Annotated in this window: 16 protein-coding genes, 1 pseudogene and 1 riboswitch; of the genes and pseudogenes, 12 read left to right on the top strand and 5 right to left on the bottom strand. The window is 66.6% G+C overall.

The features are described 5' to 3' along the window. Window positions 1-334: 334 nt before the first annotated feature. A riboswitch (M-box (ykoK) riboswitch) is annotated at window positions 335-514 on the top strand. A gap of 203 nt (window positions 515-717) precedes the next feature. Both ASD42_RS08800 and ASD42_RS35180 read left to right on the top strand, forming a co-directional pair. After that, a complete protein-coding gene (locus tag ASD42_RS08800) occupies window positions 718-1,425 on the top strand; it encodes an MgtC/SapB family protein (protein ID WP_056812536.1) in 708 nt (235 codons plus the stop codon). Window positions 1,426-1,464: 39 nt separating this feature from the next. Beyond that, window positions 1,465-2,058: pseudogene (locus ASD42_RS35180) on the top strand (HAD family hydrolase); the annotation flags it as partial. Between the two features lie 198 nt (window positions 2,059-2,256). Here ASD42_RS35180 and ASD42_RS33715 read toward each other — a convergent pair. Further along, window positions 2,257-2,598, bottom strand: coding sequence for a hypothetical protein (locus tag ASD42_RS33715; protein WP_084787048.1), 342 nt, complete (start codon window positions 2,596-2,598; stop codon window positions 2,257-2,259). Between the two features lie 175 nt (window positions 2,599-2,773). Here ASD42_RS33715 and ASD42_RS35605 point away from each other — a divergent pair, with 175 nt between their 5' ends. From ASD42_RS35605 to ASD42_RS08770, 5 genes are all read left to right on the top strand, one after another. Further along, on the top strand, window positions 2,774-2,896 hold the full coding sequence (locus ASD42_RS35605) for a hypothetical protein (RefSeq protein WP_268793512.1): 123 nt from the start codon (window positions 2,774-2,776) through the stop codon (window positions 2,894-2,896). Between the two features lie 231 nt (window positions 2,897-3,127). Then, entirely contained in the window at window positions 3,128-3,949 is an 822-nt protein-coding gene (locus ASD42_RS08780; RefSeq protein WP_056812522.1) for an SDR family NAD(P)-dependent oxidoreductase, read from the top strand. Further along, window positions 3,949-4,023, top strand: a complete 75-nt coding sequence (locus tag ASD42_RS35825) for a 50S ribosomal protein bL37 (RefSeq protein WP_442938651.1) — start codon at window positions 3,949-3,951, stop codon at window positions 4,021-4,023. Before ASD42_RS08780 ends, ASD42_RS35825 begins: the two co-directional genes overlap by 1 nt. A gap of 592 nt (window positions 4,024-4,615) precedes the next feature. Beyond that, on the top strand, window positions 4,616-5,563 hold the full coding sequence (locus tag ASD42_RS08775; RefSeq protein WP_056812520.1) for an ATP-binding cassette domain-containing protein: 948 nt from the start codon (window positions 4,616-4,618) through the stop codon (window positions 5,561-5,563). Next, complete coding sequence (locus ASD42_RS08770) at window positions 5,560-6,345, top strand: ABC transporter permease (RefSeq protein ID WP_056812517.1); 786 nt, start codon at window positions 5,560-5,562, stop codon at window positions 6,343-6,345. The genes ASD42_RS08775 and ASD42_RS08770 overlap by 4 nt, the downstream gene beginning before the upstream one ends. On the opposite strand, the gene ASD42_RS08765 is transcribed toward ASD42_RS08770, so the two are convergent. The 3 genes from ASD42_RS08765 to ASD42_RS08755 form a co-directional block, all read right to left on the bottom strand. After that, complete coding sequence (locus tag ASD42_RS08765; protein ID WP_056815818.1) at window positions 6,325-9,477, bottom strand: ATP-binding protein; 3,153 nt, start codon at window positions 9,475-9,477, stop codon at window positions 6,325-6,327. The two genes, ASD42_RS08770 and ASD42_RS08765, sit on opposite strands and share 21 nt — an antisense overlap. A 61-nt stretch (window positions 9,478-9,538) precedes the next feature. Next, complete coding sequence (locus ASD42_RS08760; protein ID WP_056812513.1) at window positions 9,539-10,237, bottom strand: hypothetical protein; 699 nt, start codon at window positions 10,235-10,237, stop codon at window positions 9,539-9,541. A 33-nt stretch (window positions 10,238-10,270) separates the two neighbouring features. Further along, window positions 10,271-11,455 (bottom strand): serine hydrolase domain-containing protein, encoded by a 1,185-nt coding sequence (locus ASD42_RS08755; protein WP_063893621.1) that lies wholly within the window; start codon window positions 11,453-11,455, stop codon window positions 10,271-10,273. Window positions 11,456-12,290: 835 nt separating this feature from the next. On the opposite strand from ASD42_RS08755, the gene ASD42_RS08750 reads away from it, so the two are divergent. From ASD42_RS08750 to ASD42_RS08735, 4 genes are all read left to right on the top strand, one after another. Continuing rightward, window positions 12,291-13,154, top strand: a complete 864-nt coding sequence (locus ASD42_RS08750) for a DUF6585 family protein (protein ID WP_156677404.1) — start codon at window positions 12,291-12,293, stop codon at window positions 13,152-13,154. 144 nt (window positions 13,155-13,298) lie between these two features. Next, window positions 13,299-13,610, top strand: a complete 312-nt coding sequence (locus tag ASD42_RS08745; protein WP_131816785.1) for a hypothetical protein — start codon at window positions 13,299-13,301, stop codon at window positions 13,608-13,610. After that, window positions 13,610-16,405 (top strand): WXG100-like domain-containing protein, encoded by a 2,796-nt coding sequence (locus tag ASD42_RS35175; RefSeq protein WP_235569349.1) that lies wholly within the window; start codon window positions 13,610-13,612, stop codon window positions 16,403-16,405. The genes ASD42_RS08745 and ASD42_RS35175 overlap by 1 nt, the downstream gene beginning before the upstream one ends. A gap of 353 nt (window positions 16,406-16,758) precedes the next feature. Beyond that, entirely contained in the window at window positions 16,759-17,775 is a 1,017-nt protein-coding gene (locus ASD42_RS08735) for a fatty acid desaturase family protein (RefSeq protein WP_235569348.1), read from the top strand. Between the two features lie 3 nt (window positions 17,776-17,778). On the opposite strand, the gene ASD42_RS08730 is transcribed toward ASD42_RS08735, so the two are convergent. Next, complete coding sequence (locus ASD42_RS08730; RefSeq protein ID WP_082843890.1) at window positions 17,779-18,297, bottom strand: winged helix-turn-helix transcriptional regulator; 519 nt, start codon at window positions 18,295-18,297, stop codon at window positions 17,779-17,781. Window positions 18,298-18,357: 60 nt separating this feature from the next. Here ASD42_RS08730 and ASD42_RS08725 point away from each other — a divergent pair, with 60 nt between their 5' ends. Further along, entirely contained in the window at window positions 18,358-19,002 is a 645-nt protein-coding gene (locus ASD42_RS08725) for a dihydrofolate reductase family protein (RefSeq protein WP_056812497.1), read from the top strand. Window positions 19,003-19,021: the final 19 nt, after the last annotated feature.

Here is a 19,021-nt window from a genome sequence, read left to right as displayed (position 1 = left end):
CCCCCGTTTACCCCCCGTTTTGGTCTTAGATCCTGTTTTGGCGGTGCTGTCTACGCGGTCGGGTTGTCTCCTATGTCCACCGCGATTGGGCTGTCACGTTCGGTAGCAAATTGCTTTGACCAACCGCCATGGATGCCGCGCGGCCGCGACGGAATAGTCGATGAGCGCTGCGTGTGCTTTGTTCGGTGTGCCCACGGCGGGGCGCACCGAACATGGGAACACAGGTGACCTGGGGATTCGCACTGTTCGGCTGGTGGTCGAAGTTGAATGACACCAGGCGTCAGTGGGTGCGGGGTTGCACGGTCGGAGGGGCGGGTGTTTACTGCTTGACGCAAGGTGCCGTCGTTCGCTGAGGCTCCTTCACGGATACAGGCCAGCGACCCCGAACGTCGAGAGACGCCCCGGGTCAGGACAGGCTTCCCCGGCTTAAGGGGTGGCCCCGATTGGCTCCCGCCACAGTGGGTGGACGGGTTCACGCCGTGGAGTGCCAAAGGTCTAACGAGGAGTGGTACCGGATCGGCGCGTTCCGTGCTGAATCCACTCCCTCGGCATGTTCGATGAAGGGAGGTGGTCGTTGTGCCCGACGACAGTCATAGACGTTGTTTTGTTGATTGTTCACTCGGTGACCGCTGCCGCGTCGACTCGATCGGTCGGCGCGACCCGTAGTTTCTTGCTGCGCGCCAGTGGTACCACGTCATTCAAAGGGTGTGTTCCACCATGTCGACTTGGGAAATGTTGCTGCGTCTGGGTGCCGGTGTCGGCCTCGGTGCGCTGATCGGAATCGAGCGGCAGTACCGGGCGCGGATGGCCGGTTTGCGGACCAACGCGCTCGTCGCCGCCGGATCGGCACTGTTCGTCTTGTTGTCCGCCAACGGTTTTCACGGCGAGGCCGCCGACCCGACCCGGGTAGCCGCGCAGATCGTGTCCGGCATCGGCTTCCTCGGTGCCGGTGTGATCATCCGCGATGGTGTCAACGTTCGTGGCTTGAACACCGCCGCCACCCTGTGGTGCGCCGCCGCGGTCGGCGCACTGGCGGGCGCGGGCATGTACACCACCGCAGCGGCTGGCACCGTGGCAGTGGTGGTGGTGAACATCGCCCTGCGTGCGGCAGGCCGTGCGGTGGACCGTCAACCGGACGCGGGCACCGAGCAGGCGACGCGCTATGTGTTCGTGGCCCTCACCAACGATGACAACGAAGCACACGTGCGGGCGTTGCTGGTGCAATCGCTGACCCGCACCGACTTTCGGCTGGTGTCGATCGCGAGTGAGAACGTCGGCACACCTGGTCGGGTGGAGGTGCGGGCCGAGCTGACTGCCGATGAGCGTGATGACCGGCAGATGGAATCGGCGGTGAGCCGGTTGAGTCTGGAACCGTCGGTGACCAGTGTCGGTTGGCATACCGTCGACCTTCAGGGTCTGGGCTGATGTGTTCGCCGGGCACGGCAGGTCGCCAGCGCTCGCGCGGCTGTCGAACGGCTGCGAGCCAGCGGTGTCGCAGTCATCGTCATCACCGGTGACGCCCCCGAAGTCGCGCGGTACGTGTGCGCGCAGGTCGGGCTCGACGCAGGTGTCGTGGTGCTGGGCAGCGAGGTCGACCACCTCACCGATCGAGACCTCGCCGAGCTGGCCCGCCGTACCACCGTGTTCGCCGGAGCGGATCCCTATCAGAAGTCACGGATCGTCGCGGCGCTGCAGGCGGCCGGGCGCACTGTCGGTTTCGTGGGCGACGGCGTCAACGACACCGCGGCCCTTCGGGTCGCCGACGTCGGGATCGGCGTGAACACCGCCACCGCGACCGCACGCAGAGCCGCCGATCTGATCCTGCCCTGCGATGCCGCCGAACGATGTGGAGAACGACGTGACCCCCGCCGTGAGCCCGCGGACACAGCCCCCTTTCCGTCCAGTAGCTCCACGACCTCGCTGCCACTTTCGGCATGCTCGCCGCCACTTCCCGGTTGCAGATCGTGTGGCTGCTCACCCACGGTGAACGCGACGTCGGCACCCTGGCCACCGAGCTCGGGCAGACGGTGGCTGCGGTCAGCCCCGCACCTCGCCTAGCGTTCAGAAAGGGAGTGCCGGGAAGTCTGGTCGGCGAGTAATCGGTCGATCCGTCACCGCAGCAGGAGACTTGCCATGAGCACCCACATCGTGCGGGTCACCGGGCTCGTGCGTGGCATCACTGCGAAAGCCATGATCTGCGTGGCGCTGCATCACACCGAGAGCAAGGCGCTCGCACGGTTTCTCGGCGCCGACCTGCTATTCGGTCATTTCGTCGAGGAGGTCTGCTGCGTCGGTATTGCCGTTCGCGGCCAGCCGCCGCAGCTCGTCGACGTCATCGCGTTCCGAGGCGAGCTGGACGAGTTCATCTGTCGCGTCCTGGTTCCCAGCGTCTGAGAGCCTGCGTAGCTCGGTCATGTCGCCACGTTCGGCAACGAGTTGGACCAGTTCGTCGTTGGCGTCCTGGCTGCCCGCGACGGAGAGTCGCCGCAACTCGGCTATGTCACTGTGTTCGGTCGCCCACTCGACGAGTTCGCTGACGGCATCGGTGTCTCCACCCGCGGCACGCTGGCGGAGGTCGCTCAATTCGGCATCGGTCATGGTGAAACGATATTGCGTCCCGAGTAGGTCGGTTGGCACCGTCCTGAGCGAGTGTCGACCATCAGCTCGGTGTATTCGGCCGGCGTGGAACCCGTTCGCGACCAGACGCAAGGAAATCGTCAAACCGGAGGGCTGGGGCTTGATCGGCCCTGACCGGGTCGGTTGGATGGTTGCTATGACCTCGAAACCGGGCGCCTCGCGCAGGCGCTGCGCCGTGCCCGTGGGTCATCTTGTGCCGTCCGCGCTGGAGCTCGTCGGCTTCGGCAGCGAGGACGAACCGCCGAGTCCGAAGGCGTGAGAGCCGCCGCGCGTGCTGCGCGGCACCTCCTCGAACACCACCCGCTCCGACAGTTGCGCCACCGCTGCTTCCCGCGCGGTGTGCCGAGCCGGTGGACTGTTCGCCGATCTCGACCACTCGATAGTCAACGCGTCCCCGCCCTCCTCCTGGTGGCGGCGATCGATTCCGCTGTGCGTGCGCGTGTTCCGTTGTGCCCGGGGGCACGCACGCCTCTTTCCCGATGGGAGAACAATGTCTGAATTCGTGTCCGGTGACCGTCTCGTAGTGGTCACCGGCGTCGACGAACGCCTCGGCTACGCCACCGCCCTGCGCTTCGCCGCCGACGGTGCGTCCCTGATCGTCCACACCCAGGATCAGCAGCGAGGCGAGCGCACGCTCGACCGCTTGGTCGCCGACGGGATCGACCCGCGCAGGGCCAGGGCGGTCACGGCCGATTTCCGGCGGCTCGCCGAGGTCGACGCGCTCGCGACCCGCCTGCGCGCCGAACTGCCCACGCTCGATGTCCTGGTCAATGCCGCCGCCGTCGCGGGGCCACAGGGCCGCGTACACACCGAGGACGGATTCGAGCTCACCTTCCAGGTCAACTACCTCGCGCCGCAACGTCTCACGATGGCGCTGACCGACGCGCTCGCCGCTGCTCACGGCCGCGTGGTGAATGTGACCTCGAAGATGCACGTCGGCGGCAATATCGACTACTCGGATCTGGACCGCAAGCGTGGCGTCTTCACCCCGACCGTGTTGTACGCGCAGTCCAAGCTCGCGTTGACCATGTTCACCCGTTCGCTCGCCGAGACCGGTCCCGGTGGCCTGACCGCGGTCAGCGTGCACCCGGCCGATTTCGAGATCGACATGCCGCGGCAGCGATCGCACGCCGAGGCGCTCCTCGATGAGCCCGCCGCGGTGATCGCCGCGCTGTGCGCACCCGAGAACGCTGTCGTCGACGGTGGCTACTACGTCGGTACCGAGCTCGCGTATCCCGCTGGGCTGGTACGTAATTCGCGAGCACGTGCCCGCCTGGCCTCCTGGTCGAACGAGCTGCTGGTGGCTGCCTGATGTCGAAACGTGCTTCGAAGCAGCGCGCCCGCCGCAAGAAGAAGGCGAACCACGGCAAGCGTCCGGGGGCCTGATCTCGCGATCGTCGCCGTTCGCGCTGGCTCAACAACCCCCAAAGTGGGGTCAGGGGTTCGAGTCCCCTTAGCTCCACAGAAATAGCAGGTCAGTCCCGGTCTAAGACCGGGCCTGACCTATTTTATTGCGCTAGCCCCCCGTTTTGGTCTTAGATCCTGTTTGCCGGTGCTGCCTACGCGGTCGGGGAAGCGCTCAAACGGGTTCGTATCCAAGCTGTTCGGCACTTGGCGGAGTGTGAGCGGAGCGAGTTGATCATGCAGGAAGGCGTCACAGGTTCGTGCCTTCGGCAGGACACGCAAACTTGGGCAACCGAGAAACGCCTGGTCATTATGGGTATTAACGCAATCCAACCGTCGCGGTGACGTTTGTTGGTCGCCCGCCAGAATTGCGGCCACTGTCGGGCGGCGGTCCGGATGCTGACCGATTTCCTCTGGGCGGTCAGCATCATCTAAGAGATCGATCGGGAACAGGGGCCTTCGCCTTCCCTGCGCTCGCAACCCGGTGAAACCGTCGGGCAACCGTGGTGAAGCCGGGGCACCGCAATCTTCTTCTCGACAGCGACCGAGCCGGTCGCGAATCCGAGGAGGAGTCATGACGAGTAACCACCCGCCTGCGATCTCGGCGACCGGGCTGCGGAAGTCCTACGGCGATCATCGTGTGTTGGACGGGATCGATCTGCGGGTCGACGCCGGAACCATCTTCGCCCTGCTGGGTCCGAACGGTGCCGGGAAGACCACCACCGTGCAGATCCTGTCCACCATGATCGCCGCCGACGCGGGCGAACTGCGCGTCGCGGGGCACGATGTCGGGCGCGAACCCGGCGAGGTCCGGGCCGCCATCGGTGTCACTGGTCAGTTCGCGGCGGTGGACAACTTGCTCACCGGCGAGGAGAACCTGGCCATGATGGCCGTGCTGCACCACCTCGGGCGGCGCGAACGCAAGGAACGCGTCACCCGTCTGATCGAGCAGTTCGATCTGGTGGATGCCGCCCGTAGACCCGCATCCACCTACTCCGGTGGTATGCGCCGACGGCTGGACATCGCCATGGGCCTGGTCGGCGACCCGCAGGTGCTGTTCCTGGACGAACCGACCACCGGACTCGATCCGCGCAGCCGACGAGCGGTCTGGCGCTTGGTACGGGAGTTGGTCGCCTGCGGCACCACTGTCTTCCTCACCACGCAATACCTCGAGGAGGCCGACCAACTGGCCGATCAGATCGCTTTGATCGACGGCGGCAAGGTGGTCGCGCAGGGAACTCCGGAGCAGCTCAAGCGCCTGGTCCCGGGCGGCCATGTGAACCTGCGCTTCACCGACGCCCGGGCTCTCGCCGCGGCGGCGCTGCTGCTCGGCGCCACCACCCGCGACGAAGACGAACTGACGCTGCAGATTCCGAGCGATGGCGGCGTCGACACCCTGCATACGCTGCTCGACCGGCTGTCCGCAGCCGCCATCCAAGCCGCCGAATTGTCCATCCACACCCCCGATCTTGACGATGTTTTCCTCGCCCTCACCGGCCAGCCGAAGGAGTCCGTGCGATGAGCACCACCATGAAGTACGCCCTGACCGATTCCATGATGATGGTGCGACGCAGCCTGCTGCACATCGTGCGCTACCCCGCCATGACGGTGCCGCTCGTCATCGGACCGATCGTCTTCCTCCTGTTGTTCGTCTACGTCTTCGGCGGCACCCTCGGGGCCGGTCTCGAAAACTCCGGTGGGCGCGGCGATTACGTCAACTATGTGACCCCGGGCATTCTGCTGCTGGCGGTTTCGGGCGCGGCGACGGCCACCGCTGTATCGGTGTGCACAGACATGACACAGGGCATTGTGGCGCGGTTCCGCACCATGTCCATCTTCCGGCCATCCCTGCTGACCGGACATGTGGTCGGCAGCATGGTGCAGACCTTCCTCAGTGTCACGGTCGTCATCGCTGCCGCGGTAGTGGTCGGATTCCGGCCGAGCGCCGGACTGCTCGAATGGCTGGGCGCCGCAGGCATGATGGCGCTGCTGACCATGGCGATCACCTGGATCGCCGTGCTGATGGGGCTGGTCAGCGACAGCGTCGAAACCGCGTCCAACCTGCCCATGCTGTTGATGATCCTGCCCTTCTTCGGCAGCGGTTTCGTACCCACCGACTCCATGCCGGCCTGGCTGGGCTGGATCGCCGAGCACCAGCCCTTCACCCCGGTCATGGAAACCCTGCGTGGCCTGATGCTGGGCACCGAGATCGGGAACAACGGCCTGATCGCCATCGCCTGGTGTGTAGCCATCACCGCCGCCGCGAGCTTCGGCGCCACCAAACTACTGAACCGGGAGCCCTAGCCCATTCCGGACCGTGTCGAGGGCTTCGGCTCGGACACCAGCCACATCCAAGGCGGCGTACGTCGAGACAGCCTCGACGTACGCCGCCCTGTCGGCGTTCTGGGCGCCGGCCCGAGTTCGGTTGCTGGACATGGTCGGATGGATCTGCCGCGGCGGGTGCAGCCGCTCGGCCAGTGCGACCATACGGGCGCCGGGCGCCGGTCGGCCCCGAGAGATCTGCACCTGAGCGAGCGCCAGCAGGCCGGCCCCGCAGGCCGTCAGCTCCGCGAGGAATCCACCCGGCTGCGCCGCTGGTTGCTCCAGCAGCGCGAGCACCTGCCGGGGCAGGTCCGCCACCAGCTCGGCGACCAGATCCAACCGGCTGTGATAGGCGTGGGCCAGCACGATCGCGGACAGGCTTTCCAGCGCCCACACCTGTACCCCGCGCGGGTCCGGTCGGTAGAACGGGTTCGCGGGATGCGATAGCAGCCCGGCGATTTCCCGCCAGCGCCACAGACCATCCTCGATGTCGCCGCGCGCCAATCGGATCTCGGCATTCGCCACCAGCGTGTACGGGTGCGCGAACGGATCGGCTGGATCGGGCACCCGCGACAGCCACCGCTGCGCCGTATCGACGTCGCCGAGTTGCAGCGCGGCCATGGCCATCGCGACCATGAGGTCATTGCGGTCGGGCCTGGGGCCGACCTCCTCGATCAGGCCGAGCGCGTATTCGCAGTGCGTGGTGGCCTGTTCGGCGCGTTCGGACAGCAAGGCGAGTTTTCCGATCCGGCAGTGCGCCTGGTACCGCAGCCACACGCTGTTCGCGCGCTGTGCGCTCCCGTCCAGGACGGTGAGCACGCGCTCGGTAGCGGTGAGCGCGGTATCCCGGTCGCCGAATTGTTCGGCACGGAAACTCGCGACCAGCCAGGCGATTCCGGCGAGCAGGGGATACGGTGACGCGCACCGCTCATCGAGCGCGGCGGGGTCGGTCGACAACTGGGGTACAGCCGTGACGATGGCCGCCATCGCCCGGACCGGAGTGTCCGGCAGCGCGGGTGGTAAGCCTCGCAACACCACCAAGGATCTCAATTCGAATCCGCCCTGGGTCGCGCCACTGAGCGCACAGACGACGGCGGCGGTCCGGGTGACCTCCGCCAGCTCCGGACCGGGCCGGAAATGCGAAAGCACCCAGGCGCATTCGCGCGCCGACTCCGCGATTCGCGGGTACTGCGCCCCGGTGTACCACCAGGCCCCCAGCGTCGCCCAGACGGCTGCCACCGTCGGCCCGTCCGCCCGGTCCAACCCGACCCGAAGCGCCCGCGCCAGATTGTCCTGTTCGGCGCGCAGCCCGACGGGATCGGCCAGGCCGGTGAACGCGCTCGCATTGCGACTGATGCCGAAATCGCGGGCCCACGCCAGGAATTCGGTCCGCGCCCGGTCATCCTCGCCCGCTTCGGCTCGTCGGGTAGCGGCGAACTCCCGAACGGTCTCCAGCATGCGGAAACGCGTGCCGGACGCCGCCTCGACAACCTGGATCAGCGACTGATCCACCAGATGCTCGAGCAGATCCAGGGTGTCGTCGAGCTCGCCGCCGCACAACCGATTCCCCGCCTCGGCGGTGAACCCGCCTGGGAAGACCGACAGCATCCGCATCGCTGCCCGGCCCTGTTCGTTGAGCAGGTTCCAGCTCCAGTCGACTACCGCGTGCAAGGTCCGATGCCGTAGGGGTGCATCACGAGATCCTCCCCGCAGCAGGGCGAACCGATCGATCAGCCGACGTGACACATCGGCGACGGTCAGCACCCGCACCCGGGCCGCTGCCAGTTCGATGGCGAGGGGCAGTCCGTCCAGATGCGCGCACAGGGCCGCCACCTCCGCCGGGGGCAGGTCGATGTCCGGCCGCACCGCGCGGGCGCGCTGGGCGAAGAGCTCGGCGGCGGTGTCGGGCGGCAGTTCCGGCAACGTGTGCACGGCCTCGGAGCTCAAACCCAGCGGTGCGCGGGTGGTGATGAGCACGCGGAGTTCGCCGGTCAGTGACACCAGAGCGCTGACCAGTTCGGCGACGCCGGCGCGGACCTGTTCACAGTTGTCGAGAATCAGCAGGGCGGGTCCCGATCCCAGAGTTTCGGCGATTCCGCTGACCAGACCTTTCCCGGTGCCCGCCGGCGAGGTGGTGCCGGTACCGAGCGCGCCGGCCACCGTCGCGGCCACCGTATTGTCGTCGCCGATGGCGGCCAGCTCGATCAGATGTATCGTGCGGTGCTCGGCCACCTGGCCGATAGCATGTGCCAGGCGAGTCTTGCCCAGCCCACCCGGACCTACGATCGACACCACCCGCGCGGACCGCAGCAGCGCGGTCACCGTCGCGATATCGTCCGACCGTCCGAGCAAAGGATTCGGATCGTGCCGGATGCCTTCTCGCACAACGGGTTCGCTCGATCGCAGCAGCTCCCGGTGGACTGCTCGCAGCGCCGCACCGGGATCGGTGCCCATCTCGTCGCGTAGTGCCCTGCGGTAGCGGTCATAGCGGATGAGCGCGGTGGCGGACCCGGCCGTTTCACCCTCCGCTCGCAGCAACTCCGCCAGCACTTCCTCATCGCGCGGCGCACCCGCCGCGATTTCCGTCAGCGGCTCGACCGCCTCGGCGTACCTGCCGGTGCGGGACAAGGCCAGAGCGCGCAGTCGCAGCAGGGTCCGATACGCGGGTGCCCGGCTCACACGCAGCGCGGTCACCGGATCGTCGAAATCGGGATACTCCTCGACCGAACCGTCCCACAGCGCCAGCCCCGCCTCCGCCTGATCGAGGGTGGCGAGGTGGTCTCCGGATCGGGCATGCCGCTGTGCCGCCGCCGCCCGGATCTCCAGCGCGGCCGAATCAACTTGCTCCGGAACCAGATTCAGGCGATACCCATTCGATGTGCTCGCGATGAGTTCGGCGCCCAACTGTGAGCGGGTCCGCGACACCAGCACCTGAAGCGCCTTCGACGGGTTCTCCGGCATCGCATCGAGCCAGATCCCCGCCACCAGCGCCGAGGCACTGACCCCGGCCCGCAATTCGCCGGCGAGCAGGGCGAGCAGAGCACGCGAACGAGCTCCCTGGATCTCCCGGCCGGACAGCGCTACCCCGGACAGGAACGTCAACTCGATTCTCACCGACACACCTTAGTGGCGCGCCGACCGATCGGCGCGCCACTGAGGTGAGATCGAACTCCGGCTACTTCGCGGATGCGGGCATGGGCGAGTTGATGGTCGCGAAATACTGCGTCACCGCAGCGAGCGCCACCGGGGCCGAGACCAGCAGCTGTCCTGCGATGGTGCCGAGCGCGCCGGCCGCCATCGCACCGCCGAGACACCCGACCGCCGCAGCGGGAAGGAACGGCCCGAACAGTCCGACGATGGTGGCGGCGGCGACCGTGGCACCGGCGAGTCCGCCCAGTACACAACCCACTGCCGCTCCGCCGATGCCGCCGACCAGCGCGCCGATACTGATACCGAGGCCGACGGTGCTGGCCATGCGCGCCCACGCCGCCTGCTCCCGCTCATATGGGGTGCGCCAGCCCGACTGGTCTTCGAAGGGTAGCGCCACCGGCTGGTAGCTGGCGAGAGCGGGGTCGAGCCGCGGGGTCAGAGTGGCCGTATTCGCACTGATGTCGGCGTGGATCGGGAAGACGAAATCGTCGAAGCGGAAGCCTAATTCGGTTCCCGCGAGCAGCTTCCCGCCGGCGGACTCGATTCTGAATACGCCGTCCTCGACGGACATGGAACCGCTGTCGATGGTGATGGTGGCCGTGGTGGCGTCACTGGTCGCGGTGAACCCGACGCTCTCGGCAGAGTCCGCGGACGCGGTACCCGCGGACAGCCCGAGTGCGGCGATGAGCGCGGCGGCGGCAAGCGTGTGGGCGCGAATGGTCATGGCGTGGAGGTCCTCTGATCGCGGGAGAGTTGGCTACTTGGCCGGGCAGAGTGCGGCGGAGGTGATATCGATCAGCGCACCCAGCGCGGTGCCGTGGTCGGCGTTCACGGTCGCCACGATGGTTCGCTCGCCGTCGCGGGTGCCCATGCTGTAGGTGAAGGCGCCGTTGATCGCGCCCGCCATGCCGTACACCGTGGTGCCGCAGGGCAGCGTCTGCTCGAAGATGCCTGCGCCATAGCGGGTCTGCGGAATCCAGCCCGCACCTTCGGTGCTCACGGTCGTCCACATTTCCCGGTGCAGTTCCGCCGGCAACAGTTCACCGCGCAGGATCGCCTCCAGGAATCGGCTGAGATCAGCTGTGGTGGAAACGATTCCACCAGCCGCGTAGCCCCAGGAGGCATTGATATCGGTGACATCGTGGACCGGGGCGGCGGGGTCGAGGCTGGCGAGGCTGGAGTACATGCGGGAGTGCGGACCGCGAATCGTGAATTCCCCGTCCGGCGGCAGGTAGGTCCCGGACAGCTGGAAAGGCACGACGACCAGTCGTTCGAGTTCCGCGGCGAAGGTTCGGCCGGTCGCCTTCTCGATGATCAGGCCGAGCAGATCGTGGTTGACGTTCGAGTAACGGAAGCCGCCGCCGGGGGCGAAGTATGGCGGGAACTTCACTGCGATCTCGACGATCTCGACCGGACTCAGGTTGTCGAAACGGTGTTCCAGGTAGTTCTCGCCGACGAAGTTGTCGAATATCTTCTGATCCTCCAGGAAGTTCCGCAGACCGCTGGTGTGGTTCAGCAGATGCCGCAGTGTGATCGCGCCGCCGTCATTGCCATTGCCCTGCACCAGACCGGGCAACCACTTCTCCACGGTGTCGTCGAGGCTCAGTTCGCCGTCGGCGACAAGTCGCAGTGTGATGAAGGCGGTGAACGCTTTGGAGATGCTGCCGACCCGAATACGGTCCTCGGCCCGCTGCTGGCGGCCGTCGGTGATATCGCCGACACCTGCTCGGCCCCACCAGGAACGATCGCCTTCACGCAGTTCGGCCGTGGCTCCCGGCAGACCGGTGGCGACCGCACGCTCGAGTGCCTGCTGGACGGCTTGGCCGGCCTCGGGGGCGGCGTTGGCCGGCGTGGCGGCGGTGCTGCCACAGGCGGCGGTGCCGAAGGCGGTAGTGGCGATGACGAGAGTGGCGAGGCCGGTGCGAATTGCTTTGGTGCTCATGGTCTTCTCCTTGTGCGCGACCACTCGGTCGCTGTCGAGAAGAAGAATGCGCGGCCTCGGATTCACCGTGGTTCCGCCGCAGTTTCACGCCCCGGCCCACGGTGAAACCGCTCGAATCCCGCAGTGGGCCCCACCCGTAATGGTTCAGCGTGCTCACGCAGTAGTCAGTTGCTACCGGCCCGTTCGCCAGCTGCTCCACCTCCACGGCCGGGCTCCGCTGTAACTGATCGACCAGCTCGTGCCCGGCTATGCGCTGCGTCCGCGTCGAGCCTGAGCCACACGCAGTCGTCGGAGAAACGGTTTGACGGTCTGTTCAAAGGGCGATTCTTCATGAAGCTCAGTGCTGCGGCACGGATGGCTGCCAGATCTTTCCGCAACCGATCGTCGCCGGAGATCTCGCCCATAGCCCGGTTCATCTCTGATCGCTTGTCGGCAAGGATGTCGAACACCTGCTGAACAACTTTCGCGTTGTGCTCGAGTCTCATCAGTTCGGGTAGAAGGGGCAGGCGTGGACTGGCGAGCAGTTGTGCCGAGCGCTTCCGATCTCTCGGCCCTGGATATGTGCGAACTTTCCGATGTTGCTCTTGAGCAGCGCATCGCCGGTGTTGACTTCCGGGCCTACGAGTAGCCGATTGCAGTCGGGGTTGGTGCACATCTAGCCCGCACACGCCGCTACCAACGCTTTGGTTGCTGCCGAGAACCTGCCATTTGCCGTCGGAACCCCGTTTGTCGAATCAGGTTGTGCTGCAAGAGGAACCGTGCCCGCCTGCTGGTACACCACGGGTGGCACCGCTCTGGTGTGCGAGTTCCGTCAAGGAAGGTTGCCGGATCGGGCATGCGCGGGGATGCTGCGGGCATGATCGGCGAGCGTGGGCGCAGTGGACAGTGGGCGGTCGTGGCAGGGCTCCCCAGCGGAAACCTCGATGTCGGGCCTGCCGTAGCCGACGCTGCCGCCCAGTCGGATCTCGGGCAGCACCGCGCGACCTATCGCTCCGCGGAACCAAGCGCGCGGCGAGCCGTCATCGAGGCGGTCGGTGTCGTCCTTTTCGCGGTGGTGACTGTGATCGGGTTCGCGATCGGAGCGGAAATCCTCGGCATCCTCGGTCTCACCATCGTGTTGATGGTCGGCGGTCGGTTGCTGTTCGATCTGCTGTGGCTGGGCTACGTCAGCAGCCGCAATCGCCACGCGCGACTGGATCTGTACGAGCACGGAGTCGTCGTGATCGTGGAGGGAACTCCACGGGCCATTCGCTACGACACCACCACGCTGAAGCGTAACGTCGTCCAGCTTGTGAGAAGCCCGAAACCGGAACAGATTTCACACGCCTACACCCTCACCGACGCCATCGGCGATCCGATTGTGTTGCGACACACGATCGCTCAGCCGGCGACATGGGGTCCGGCTATCGACCGGGCCGTGACGGCCGCGCAATTGCCTCGGTCGATCGCGATGCTCGACGCGGGTGGACGGCTCGACTTCGAACACTTCTGGATGACGTCGACGCGGATCGGTGCCGGGAACCGGTCGGCGGCTTGGCTGCAGGTGACCGAGGTCGAGGTGAGCAAGGGGTGGGTGAGCATCTACGTCACCGGGCAGTCCGGACCATTGGAATCGCTTCCGGTGAGCCTGATTCCGAACTTCACGGTCTTTCTGAAGCTGGTCGAGCGGATGCGAACGGAGTACGGCGCGTCGTCTTAGTGCGGCTGTCAATGTCGCGTCAAGACAGGATCGATTGCGGCGCAATAGATATCAAGGAAGCGTCAATACGCGGTAGCGAATCTTTCGCGGCTCACGCGCCGGTGCCATCGTCTGAGATCGGTCCATCGGTGGAAGGAGCTTGGCGTGGCATCGAAAGTCGGGGTAACTCCGGAGCAAGTGCGTGGTGCGGCAGCGAAAATGGGTGATCTGCGTGATCGGCTGAACGCGATTCTCACCAATTTGGAGACGTCACTGGACGCCAGGGGAGCGGCCTGGGGCGGTGACGGCTACGGCAGCACCTTCGCGGATGGTGATCAGGGCTATCTCGCGGCCCGTGAGAACCTCACCGAGGGGATCCGCAACACCGCCATGACCTTCGACTCGTACTCCGATGGGCAGTACGAGGCTGCGACCTTACTGGCTCGGACCGAGCGGCGGTCAAAAGACTCGTTCTGATGTCCATCACTATTCCCAGCGAACTGGAATGGCTCGGCTGGATCGCTGGATCGGATTGGCCCGATGGCGACGAAGACAAGATGTGGGCCATCGCCGAGGACTGGCGCACGGCCGCCGCCGAAATTCGGGAACTGCTACCGGATTTGGCCGGCGCCAAGAAGGCGACCATCGAGGCGTACCCGTGGGGCAATGGCGTCGAGGCTATGACCAAGGCCTTGGACAAGCTGGACCGGGGCCCGGAGTCGCTGGAGGAATTGGCCGAGGTCTTGGACTATGTCGCGGAATCCGCGGATGCCCTGGCCACCGAGATCGAGTACACCAAGATCCTGGTCATCAGCTCATTGGGCATGCTCGCCGCCGAAATCGCGCTGGCATGGCTGTTTCCGCCGACCGCACCCGCTGTTCAGGCGGCGGCGATGGCTGTCACCCGGGTGGCGGTGCGGCTCCTCGCGAACAGGGCGATCGCCGCCATCGCGCGATTCGCCGCGAAGACCGGTATCGCCGCGGTCGCCAAGTTCACGGTGAAGCACGTCGCGATCAGCACTGTTCTCGGGGCCGGGCAGGATCTCGCGATTCAGGCGTACCAGGTCGGCGAGGGGCATCGCGACGGCATCGACTGGGGGCGAGTGGGCACCACCGCGTACACCGCCGCCGCGGCAGGTGCGGTCGGTGGTCCTGCCGGAGCGCTGTTCGGCAAGTTGGCCGGGAAAGTGCCTGTACCCGAAGGGAAATGGTCCGCCAGGGGCGTCAATGGATTGACCGGGGCGGCTGTCGGCGCGGGATCGGGAATGGTCGGCGCACTGGGGGCTTGGGGCGTCGGCGGTATCGCCAATGGGTGGACATGGGATCCGCGCCTGCTCACCAGCGGTGCGGCATATGGTGTGTTGACCGGTGGCAGCAAGGGCTTGCGTCATTCGCAGACCGGTGGTTCGCCCGGTGCGAACGGATTCAACGCGGCAGACCCCGCACACTTCGGCGGACCGGACGGCAGTAGCGCACCTGTGCGTCCCGACAGTGGTCATCGCGCCGGGAATCCGGCTGGCGATCTCTCCGGGGAGAATCGGTCGACCAGTGGTAATCAGACTGGGCTACAGTCGAATTCGGGTGGTACTGCGCGCAGTGGTGAGTCGCCGAGCAGCGGTGTGAGCTCGAACGGCGCGCCCGGCAATGAGAATGCCTCCGGTGGTCGCAGCGCTGATCTCGCGGAATCTGGCGCGCAGGAGGGAAAGAACGGCGCAACACCGCAACAGGTACCCGATGTATCTCCTCATGCGGAGTCGAATGCCGGTCAACCGCACGGCGAGTCCGGCAACGTGAAAGTGGCTGCTGCCTACACCTCTCTCGAAGGCGAAGTCGGTGCTCCGGTCCAGTCCGGTGGGGAGACTTCCAGCAGCGTTCGTCATGAGGCGGGTATGGCGAATCCGAGTGGCAGCGGTCAGCAGCCAGTTGCCACGAACGCAGCTAGTCCCGCACAGCCACCGGGTGGCGCGCTGTCGAGCCCCACACCATCCACGCCGCCCCCTGCCGGCGACGGCAGCCACGCCAAGCCGACCGCCGGTGCGGAAAACCGTCCGCAGCCGACCGCGCCCAGGTCTTCCGAACCGACTGCGTCACGCGCGGGTGTCCCTGAATCCCGCGCTGGTGCCGCCGAACACCACACCAGCCGACTCGAAGTTCAACCGAGCGTCGAGGCAGGTTCCGCCGGAAAGGAAGCCGCACCGTCGACGCACTCCGAAACCGGCGCACCTCGCGAGGCGCAGCCGCAGTCAGAAGTCGCGCCGAGGCCGGACGGCGAGCAGAAGCCTGAGGAGCCGAGGTCGCGGGAAGCCGAGCTCGATTCAGTTCGGGAGAAGCTGCGTGGGTTCGGTGTCGATCCGGAGGGAATGGCGCCGGAGCAGATGCGGATCGCCGCGGACGAAGCACTCGCGAAGCGGGTGGACGAGCTCGCGGAGCGGACTGCGGCGCTCGAGGGGGCCGGGCTGCGACCGGACGAACTGATGGCGCAACGCCGGGAGCTGCACAAGGAGATCAACGAGTTCATGAACCAACGCCGAGAGCTCCGGGCCGAACTCGACGGCTATCGACCCAGCACTGAGCTGAACCCGCTGCCGGATCCCCACCCGACCCCCGAGCCACAGCCGACCACGACTGGAGAACTGGCACCTGGCGGAGAGCAAACGCCGGAGGGCGAGCACGTACCCGCAGCACAAGAGAAGCCAGACGAGTTTCCCGATACGACATCGAAGATCCCGTATACGCCGCGGTACTTCAGCGTCCCGCCGATCGAACGATACGAGGCAGCTGCTCCTCCGGATGACACTATTTGGGAGCCGCAACCCGAGCCGGAGCCGGAGCCCGAGCCGGAGCCCGAGCCCGAGCCGGAGCCCGAGCCCGAGCCGGAGCCCGAGCCGGAGCCCGAGCCGGAGCCGGAGCCGGAGCCCGAGCCTGAGCCGGAGCCGGAGCCGGAGCCGGAGCCCGAGCCGGAGCCGGAGCCGGAGCCGGAGCCGGAACCCGAGCCCGAGCCGGAGCCGGAGCCCGAGCCGGAGCCGGAGCCCGAGCCGGAGCCCGAGCCGGAGCCGGAGCCCGAGCCGGAGCCCGAGCCCGAGCCGGAGCCGGAACCCGAGCCCGAGCCGGAGCCGGAGCCCGAGCCGGAGCCGGAGCCCGAGCCGGAGCCGGAGCCGGAGCCCGAGCCCGAGCCGGAGCCGGAGCCGGAGCCGGAGCCGGAACCCGAGCCGGAGCCGGAACCCGAGCCCGAGCCCGAGCCGGAATCACCTTGTTCTGACAGTGGGAGCTGATGACCGAGAAGTGCCCTCTAACTCCCGTCGCTGTCCGGGACTGCCCATGGGCCAGCCGAGGCGGAGCCGGCCCGTCAGATCGTCTGCGGGGAAAGCGGATTCGTCACTGTCGAACACCGCCAGATACGTCATCGCTCGCTCTCCGATCCTCGAACTCGAAAGGTGGTCGGCGAGTATGTGACTACCATCGGCTGATCGCTGCCGAGTTCTAGCTGCAGGGATCCGATGCGCAGGTCGGACAGGGATGCGAGTTGTCGGTGCGCAGGAAGCGAAGGTTGTCAGTTTCTCGGGCAGAGAGGGGTGATCTGCAACCCGTTCACCCGGACGTGGCCTGCATGCGCCATGCTTGTGGCGTGGTTATCGCGTCTGATGTCGTCCCCGTGCGTGGCAGTGAGTACTCGGTCCTGTTGCGTCGCGTCCGGGCGGCGGACCTGCTCGACCGGCAAGTGGGGTATTACGGGTGGAAGAGCGCGCTGACCGCAGGGGCCTTCGTGGCTGGTTGGGTAGCTTTTTTCGCCATCGGTGACTCGTGGTGGACGCTGGCGGTGGGGGTGTTCCTGGCCGCGGTGTTCTCGCAGATCGCGTTCCTCGGCCACGATGCTGGGCACAAGCAGATCTTCGCCGGGCGCCGGGCCAACTACCTGTACGGGCTGATCGCGGGCAACCTCGCCATCGGGCTGAGCATCGGGTGGTGGACCAGCAACCACAACCGGCATCACGCCCACCCCAATACCGAGGGCATGGACCCGGACGCGATGGGTGTGCTCGCGTTCTCCGGTGACCGCGCGCGGGACGGAAAAGGTTGGCGGCGCTTCATTTTCCGCTACCAGGCGTGGCTGTTCTTCCCGCTGCTGCTCCTGGAAGGCGGCAGCCTGCACTGGAAGAGCATCGTCGCGGTGTTCCGCTGGCCGATCCCGAACCGGGTCTGGGAAGGGGCGCTGCTGGCTGCCCACTTCATCGGCTTGCTCTCGGCGGCGTTCCTGGTGTTGTCGCCGGGTAAAGCGTTGGTGTTCATCGCGGTTCAGCAGGGTCTGTTCGGTCTGTACATGGGCTCCACCTTCGCACCCAACCACAAGGGCATGGAAGTTCTGCCGGATGGCGACAACACCGACTTCCTGCGTCGCCAGGTACTCACCTCGCGCAATGTGCGCGGCAGCTTCCTCGTCGACACCGCGATGGGCGGGCTGAACTACCAGATCGAGCACCACCTGTTCCCGTCGATGCCGCGCGCCAACCTGCGCCACGCCCAGCCGATGGTCGCCCAGTTCTGCGCCGAGATCGACGTCCCCTACTGCGAGACCGGCTTGTTCGAGTCGTATCGCCAGGCGATGGCTCACCTGAACGAAGTCGGCCGCCAGGCGGCCCGCTGACGCTTACTCGCCGGCCGCCGCGAGGTAGGCGGCGGTGAGTTCTGCGAGCACCCCGTCGTCGGGAAGCGGCGCGCCACGGAGATGGGTGGCGCGCAGTTCATCCATGAATCGCTCCCACATCGGGGGCCCGCCCGCGGCCAGTAACTCCGCGCGCACCGTCAGCTCGGGCGCCGTGTGCAACCATCGAGCGCCCCACGCGCCCAGTGCGGCCAGCACCGGAACGAGCTGAATCGCGGCCTCGGTGAGGTGGTATTCGACCTTCTGCCGGTGACTGGGGTCGTCGTCGCGAGTGAGTAGACCCGCGGCGACGAGTTTGGTCAGCCGCGCGGCCAGGATGTTCGAGGCGATGCCCTCGATGGACCCGGTGAGTAGTTCCCGGAAGTGCGTGTGTCCGCCGAACATGATGTCGCGCACAATGATCAGGCTCCAGCGGTCGCCGAGGAGCTCGACCGTCAGGTTGATCGGGCAGCCCGACTTGCCCGGCGGCACCGGCAATTTCTCCTGGGCAACTGGTTGCGACACAGGATCAGTCTAGGATACGTTCATCACTGCTTGCACATTGCAATCAGAAAGGGCACCTCGATGGCTCAGATGGTCCGCGTTCAGAACTTCAGCATTTCCAGCGACGGATACGGCGCGGGGGAGGGGCAGAGTCTGGAACGCCCCTTCGGTCACGCCGACCCCTCCGACTTCATGTTCTGGGCCGGCGCCACCGCGCACTGGCCCAACCGCACCGATCCCGGTGGCACCTACGGCCTCGACGACTACATCACTCGCGACTTCGCCTTCAACATCGGCGCGGAAATCATGGGCCGCAACAAGTTCGGCCCGCAGCGCGGACCGTGGGAGAACTACGACTGGCAGGGTTGGTGGGGCGACATCCCGCCGTTCCGCACTCCGGTCTTCGTCCTCACCCATCATGAGCGCCCGTCGTTCACCTTGGCCGACACCACTTTCCACTTCATCGACGCCACCCCGAAGGCCGCGCTCGCCCAGGCTCTCGACGCCGCCGACGGCAAGGATGTACGCATCGGCGGCGGCGTCGCAACGGTCCGCGAGTTCCTCGCCGCCGACCTCATCGACGCGATGCACATCGTCGTCGCACCGGTGGAAATCGGTAAGGGCGAACGACTGTGGGAAAGCCCCGACGAATACGACGACCGCTTCCACCACGAGCAGGTTCTCAGCCCCAGCGGAGTCGTCCACCACTTCTTCTGGCGGCGCTGAAGTATCGCGTGACTCGCGC

The organism is Nocardia sp. Root136, from assembly GCF_001427185.1.
GTDB lineage: Bacteria > Actinomycetota > Actinomycetes > Mycobacteriales > Mycobacteriaceae > Nocardia > Nocardia salmonicida.
This window is presented reverse-complemented; position numbering and strand designations above follow the sequence as displayed.